The following is a 6,708-nucleotide window of genomic DNA, read 5'->3' as shown; positions in this document are numbered from 1 at the left end:
CTTAAAAGTGCTTCGGGAATAAATTCTAAAACATCTTTAAGTGATATTTTGTGATCTTTAAAAACTGACATAAACAATTGATTATCAGCAATAAAGATACAAAAAATGAAATAATAAAACAAATTAAATGGCTGATAATCAATTAATTAAAATAATAATATTGAATATCTAAAAACAAAAAGTCGGAAGAAAAAATCTTCCGACCATGACTAGCTATTTTGTCAGTCTTTTTTTATTGTTTTAAAATAAACAAAGTTGATATTCTAACATAAATAAACTTGCGTTAGTAATAATGTAAATTGTGTTAACTTGAATTTCAATCAAAAAAATAGTATTTTTGTTTAAAATAATATAAAATGTTAAATAGGAGGAGAGGAAATTTATTTTTAGCGTTATTTTTAGCTTTCTTAGGCAACTTTGTTTTGGCCCAAAATAAAGGAAGGGTAGAAATTGCTGCAAAACCTAAAGCTGCTTCTTTGAGGGCTGGTGTCTTTATAGATGTAAATGCACCAAGTTACCCGGAATCCGGCTATCCTATAACCCAATTGGTCAAAGATGTTCTTATATCAGGAGGTACCTGTACCAATTCAAGTGTAAGTAATGTAACGGTATCTCCCAATTTGCCTGCTACCAATCAAAACCGAAGCTGGGGATATTTCAATAAATCGAATACCAATTTCCCGTTCAGTAAAGGGATTATACTTTCCACAGGATATGCTGCTAAAGCAGGAAATACTTTTCAGGGAACTTTAAGTGATGATTTGGGGACCGGAGGAGATATAGATCTGGCAAATGCATTGGGAATTGCGAATTCCAACCTGAATAATGCAACATCCATAGAGTTTGACTTTGTGGCAGCTTCTACTGAAATTACTTTCAGATATTTATTTGCGTCAAAAGAATATCAGCAAAATTTCCCATGTACCATTACAGATGGTTTTGCTTTGCTGCTGAAAAAAGCAACTGATCCTACTTATACCAACCTTGCAGTACTTCCGGCGGGAGCTGGACCTGTAAGTGTTACCAATATTCACCCGCAGTATCAAAATTGCGGACCTAAAAATGAAGCCTATTACGGAGGAACCAATACCGCTCAGATTGAAACCAATTTTAATGGACGTACTATTCCTCTTACCGCAAAAGCAACTGTAATTCCAGGAGAAACGTATCACTTTAAAATTGTCCTTGCTGATTATCAGGATCCCAACTTTGATTCTGCAGTGTTTTTAGAAGCAGGGTCATTCGATATTGGGGTGAAAATTCTTGATCCGGCGGGAGTACAGCTTCCTGCATCTGTAAATATGTGTGATAATACTCCGCAGACCTTTACAGCTTCGGTTCAGGGAGCGAATATAACCTATCAGTGGTATTTGGGAGCCAACCCTATTCCGGGAGCTACTAATGCAAGTTATACTGCTACACAACCGGGAGTATACACCGTTAAAGTTTTTATTCAGGGAAATTCCTGTCCGGGAGAAGCTACCATTACCGTGGTTGGCGGAACATCTCCCACAGTACAGAATGCTACATTAACGGCTTGTTATGCTGCCGGAAATGCTACCTTTAATTTAACATCAGCACAGGCCTCAATAAGTACTACTCCAGGAGCTGTGTTTTCATATTATACCACCTTGGCAGATGCTAATGCCGGAAACACAAGTACAATTCCTAATCCCACAGCTTATCAAAGTGCAGGGGGAACAGTATATGTAAGAGTAGCCAACGGCTTCTGTGCTAAAGTAGCAGAATTACAGCTGGTAAAAGCACCACAAATGATACCTACTATTGCTCCTCCGATAGTATTAACCTGTGCCAATTCCCAAACTACATTGGATGCCTCTGCTTCCGTGTATCCGGCAGGTGCTACATTCAGCTGGACCACTACAGGAGGAAATATCGTTTCAGGAGGTACTACCTTAAACCCTGTAATTAATGCCGCAGGAACCTATACATTAACAATAACAAAAGTTTACCAGCCTGGAAATCTTAGCTGTACAGCGGTAGGTACTGTAACCGTAACAGGAAACAGTGCACCACCGGTTACGGGGCTTGTAGCAAGTAAAATAAAAATTTGCAAAGGAGACTCTACAACACTTACGGCCTCTGGAGGTGTTACCTACAATTGGGGAAATGGTCTTACCGGAAACGGAAATACGCAGGTGGTTTCACCTACTGTTACCACTACTTATACGGTAACAGCAGTAGGAGCAAATGGCTGTGCATCTCAAAACCCGGCAACTATAACCATTGAAGTATCAGAACCTTTTACAGCACAAAACGCAATATTGCATAAATGTTATCAGCCAGGATTAGCTTTTAATCTTACAGAAGCGCAGCCTCAGATCACAACTGCTGCAGGGGTTACTTTTACGTATTATATCAATCAGGCTGATGCCAATGCTGCCAACGGAAACTTTATTGCAAATCCTACAGCGTATACACCACCGGCAAACCAGACAATTTATGTGTTGGTAAGCAATGGAGGGTGTAGTTATGTAGTGTCTCTTCAATTAATAAAAACAGCTGAAACTACTCTTACGATTGCTGCGCCGCAAACAATTACCTGTACAACTCCTCAGATAACAATTAATGCTTCTGCATCTGTTGTACCTGCTGGTTCTACTATTGCCTGGACAACAACCGGAGGAACAATTGTATCGGGAGGGAATACGCTTACCCCTGTAGTAAGCGCCGGAGGTACTTATACATTAACCGTTACGAATGTTTCACAGCCAGGAAATCTAAGCTGTACTTTCACTTCAACGGTAACAGTAACGGAAGATAAAGTAAAGCCAGTGGCTGCTGTTGTTTCATCACAGCCTCGTATTTGTATTGGAGAATCTGTAACATTAACAGCTTCCGGAGGGGTAACTTATAACTGGGGTAACGGCCTTACCGGAAACGGAAATACTCAGGTTGTTTCACCTACTGTGACTACTACCTATACCGTATTTGCTGTTGGTGCTAATGGTTGTATTTCTGCCACTGCAGCTAGTGTAACAGTTCAGGTAGGTCCGCCTATTGCAGGACTTACTGCATCAAAATTAAAAATCTGTGAAGGAGAATCTGTAACATTGACTGCTTCGGGTGGAATTACTTATAATTGGATAGGTCTTACCGGAAATGGAAATACTCAGGTTGTCACACCTACGGTAACAACAGAATATTCAGTATATGCATTGGGAGGAAACGGATGTAGTTCTGTGGACCCTGCGAAAGTTAAGATTGAAGTTGTTCCGGCAATTGTTTCTACTTTAAAAGATGTATTTGTGTGTGCAGGAGATAAAGGAACACTTGATGCAGGTTCAGGACCAAATTATACATATCTATGGAGTACGGGGGCAACCACTCAAACGATAACTACTAATATTCCGGGAACGTATTCTGTAACGATTAGTAATGGTACTTGTTCCAAAACGTTTTCGGCTCAGCTTATCAATCCTGATCTGCCACAGTTTACCAATGTAGTTTATGATAATCATATTCTTACCCTTACAGCAAGTAATCCAACGGGAGGGGTATTGGAATATTCTATAGATGGAGGATTAACTTGGCATTCATCTAATGTATTTACAGGTATTTTAAATAATACAATGTATACTTTGATGGTAAGAGTTGTAGGTGCTAAATGTGGTACCTCACTGGAATATTTTACATTCATTATCAGCAATGCCATTACCCCTAATATGGATGGTGTAAATGATACCATAGATTTCACAGGAATCAGCGGTTATAAAGACTTTGCAGCTTCCATTTTCGACAGATACGGAGCTGAAGTATTCAAGGCAAGCAAAGGGAATGTTATATGGACCGGATCTTTAAAAGGGATCAATCTTCCTACAGCGACTTATTGGTATAGAGTACAGTGGGAAAACCCGGCCAGTAAAAAATTGGAACAGCGCTCAGGCTGGATTCTTTTAAAGAATAGAAATTAGAAATTCTTGAAATAAAAATAAACAACAAAATCTTTCAGTCATGGAAGATTTTGTTGTTTTTAAGAATATAAATTATCGCGTTTTGTGAATTATTCAAAATTGATGATAAATATGCTAAAACAATTGATAATACAATGCTACCACATGATATAGAGTTTGGACGGATAGGGATTGATTAACGAAATTTTACCGTAAAAGGGAGATGTTTTGATTTTTTGTTGTAAAAAATGTAAATATGTATATGAGATATTTAAAAAAAAATTAAATTTGTTGAAACAAAAATATTATGAGAAGATATCTACCGCTTTGTTTATTTTTTTAGTCATCTCGACTTTTTTATTTTCACAAGACCGGCCTCCAAGAAAACCTGTAAAGGAAACTCCTACAGCAGCATCCAGAAGAGCAGGTGTTTTTATTGACGTGAATGCTCCGTCATACCCTGAGTCCAGTTATACGATAGAGAAAATGGTAAAAGATGTGCTGATCTCATCCGGAACAAATACTTGTCTTACTCCGAATGTGACCAATGTGAAGATTACACCTAATCATGCTGCAAGTGATGCAGACAGAGCATGGGGATATTTTCATAAAGCAACAACCAATTTCCCTTTTAAAGATGGACTTATCCTTTCTACCGGGTTTGCAAGAAGAGCTGGTAACACTTTTGAAGGTGGCCTTAACGATGTAAACGGAGGAGGATCGGATGCTGATCTTGCACAGGTAATTGGAGTAGTGGAAAGCAGACTGAATGATGCTGTTCTATTGGAATTTGACTTCGTACCTACAACCAGTCAAATTAAATTTAACTATCTTATCGCATCGGAAGAATATACAGGTTCATTCCCTTGTACCTTTGCAGATGCATTTGCCATCTTATTGAGACCTACTTCAGGAGGGCCTTATGTAAATATGGCTGTACTTCCCGGAGGAGCAGGACCAGTAAGTATTACCAATATTCACCCTGCAGTAGTAGGGAGCTGTGGTGCTGTAAATGAGCAGTATTTCGGAGGATATAATACAGGTAACGTTGAAACGAACTTTAACGGAAGAACAATTCCTCTGACTGCTACAGCAACTGTAGTAGCAGGGCAGCAATACCACTTCAAAATGGTAATTGCCGATTACAGTGACCACAGTTATGACTCTGCTGTATTTTTGGAAGGAGGATCTTTCAATATTGGTGTGGATCTTTTGGATCCTGCCGGAACAAAGTTACCTTCTGATATCAATGTTTGCGACAATGTACCTCAGGTAATTACTGCATCAGTAAATGATCCTAACCTTGTATATCAATGGTATTTTAACGGTGCTCCGGTACCTAATGCCACTACCAATACCATTACAGCAGTACAACCAGGGACTTATACGATCGAAGTAAGTGTTCCAGGTAATCCATGTCCGGGTAAAGCTACCATCCAGATTCACGGAGGAACAACTCCTCAGGCTCAGGATGCAACGTTATTGCTTTGTACCACACCGGATATTACTACTTTTGATTTAAGTACCATTATGCCTACCATCAGCCCGACACCGGGAGCTATTTTTAAATTCTACGAAAACCAGGCTGATGCAATTGCTCAAAATGGAAATTATATTCAGACTCCATTGAACTATAATGGTAATGACGGACAGATCCTTTATGTTCTTGTTTCCAATGGTGCGTTCTGTAGTAAAATAGTTGAACTTACATTGCAGAAAGAAGTAACACCAACAGCTACAGTAAAATCTTCAAGAATAAAAATATGCCCTGGAGAATCTGTAACCCTTACTGCTGATGGGGGTAACACTTATCTGTGGAGCAACTTCATGGGAACAGGTAATACGCAGACTGTTACTCTATATCAGACTACAACATTTACCGTGTATGCAATTGGTGCAAAAGGGTGTAAATCACTTAATCCGGCAACCATAAGAATTGAAGTTACACCAGAAATCACTTCACCATTACAAGATGTTGAAATGTGTATTGGAGATAAAGTGACTCTTGATGCTGGAGCAGGACAAGGGTTCAAATACCTTTGGAGTACAGGGGCTACAACACAGAAAATTGTGGTAGACCAATGGGGAATTTACTCAGTGGAGGTAGACAATGGTATCTGTAAGAAAGTTTTTGAAGCAAAAGTATTGGGAGCAGCTACTCCTTTCGTTACTGCTATAAGTTATGAAAGTATCAAGAAAGCAGTAACCATTACAGCTGAAAACCCACCGATGAACAATACGCCAAGTACTTTAGAATATTCTATTGACAACGGAATCACATGGCAGGCTTCAAACGTATTTGCTAATCTTTTAGATAATACAAATTATACTGTTTTAGTAAGAAGAGTAGGAACGCATTGTATCGGATCTCTTGAATTCTTTACATTGCAGATCAACAACATTATTACTCCGAATGAAGACGGAATTAATGATGTTCTGGATCTTAAAGCTCTTGGAGACTTTAAAAACTTCACAGGTTCTGTATATGACAGATATGGAGTAGAGGTGTTCAGATTCTCAAAAGAAAATCCTATCTGGGACGGAACAGTAGGAGGTAAGAGACTTCCAACAGCAACATACTGGTATAAGTTCAATTTTGAGTATCCAAAATCAAAAGCTCAGATGAACTGGTCAGGATGGATCATGCTGAAAAACAGAAACTAGAATTGATAATGTAATATAAAAGAAAGCCTTTCAAAATAAAATTTGAAAGGCTTTCTGCTTTTAACGATTAGCTTTGATTATATTGTAAACCAATAAAAAAGCTCCTAACTTAGGAGCTTTTATTTGTATG

At 38.6% G+C, this 6,708-nt stretch carries 2 protein-coding genes; both read left to right on the top strand.

From position 1 onward, the window contains the following. Positions 1 to 356: 356 nt before the first annotated feature. Positions 357 to 3,935: a choice-of-anchor L domain-containing protein gene (locus BOQ62_RS03310; RefSeq protein WP_129037080.1), complete on the top strand. Its 3,579-nt coding sequence runs from the start codon at positions 357 to 359 to the stop codon at positions 3,933 to 3,935. A 270-nt stretch (positions 3,936 to 4,205) separates the two neighbouring features. Further along, a complete protein-coding gene (locus BOQ62_RS03305) occupies positions 4,206 to 6,578 on the top strand; it encodes a choice-of-anchor L domain-containing protein (RefSeq protein ID WP_164976664.1) in 2,373 nt (790 codons plus the stop codon). The last annotated feature ends 130 nt before the right edge of the window (positions 6,579 to 6,708 follow it).

Source organism: Chryseobacterium sp. CH21 (assembly GCF_004119445.1).
GTDB lineage: Bacteria > Bacteroidota > Bacteroidia > Flavobacteriales > Weeksellaceae > Chryseobacterium.
This window is presented reverse-complemented; position numbering and strand designations above follow the sequence as displayed.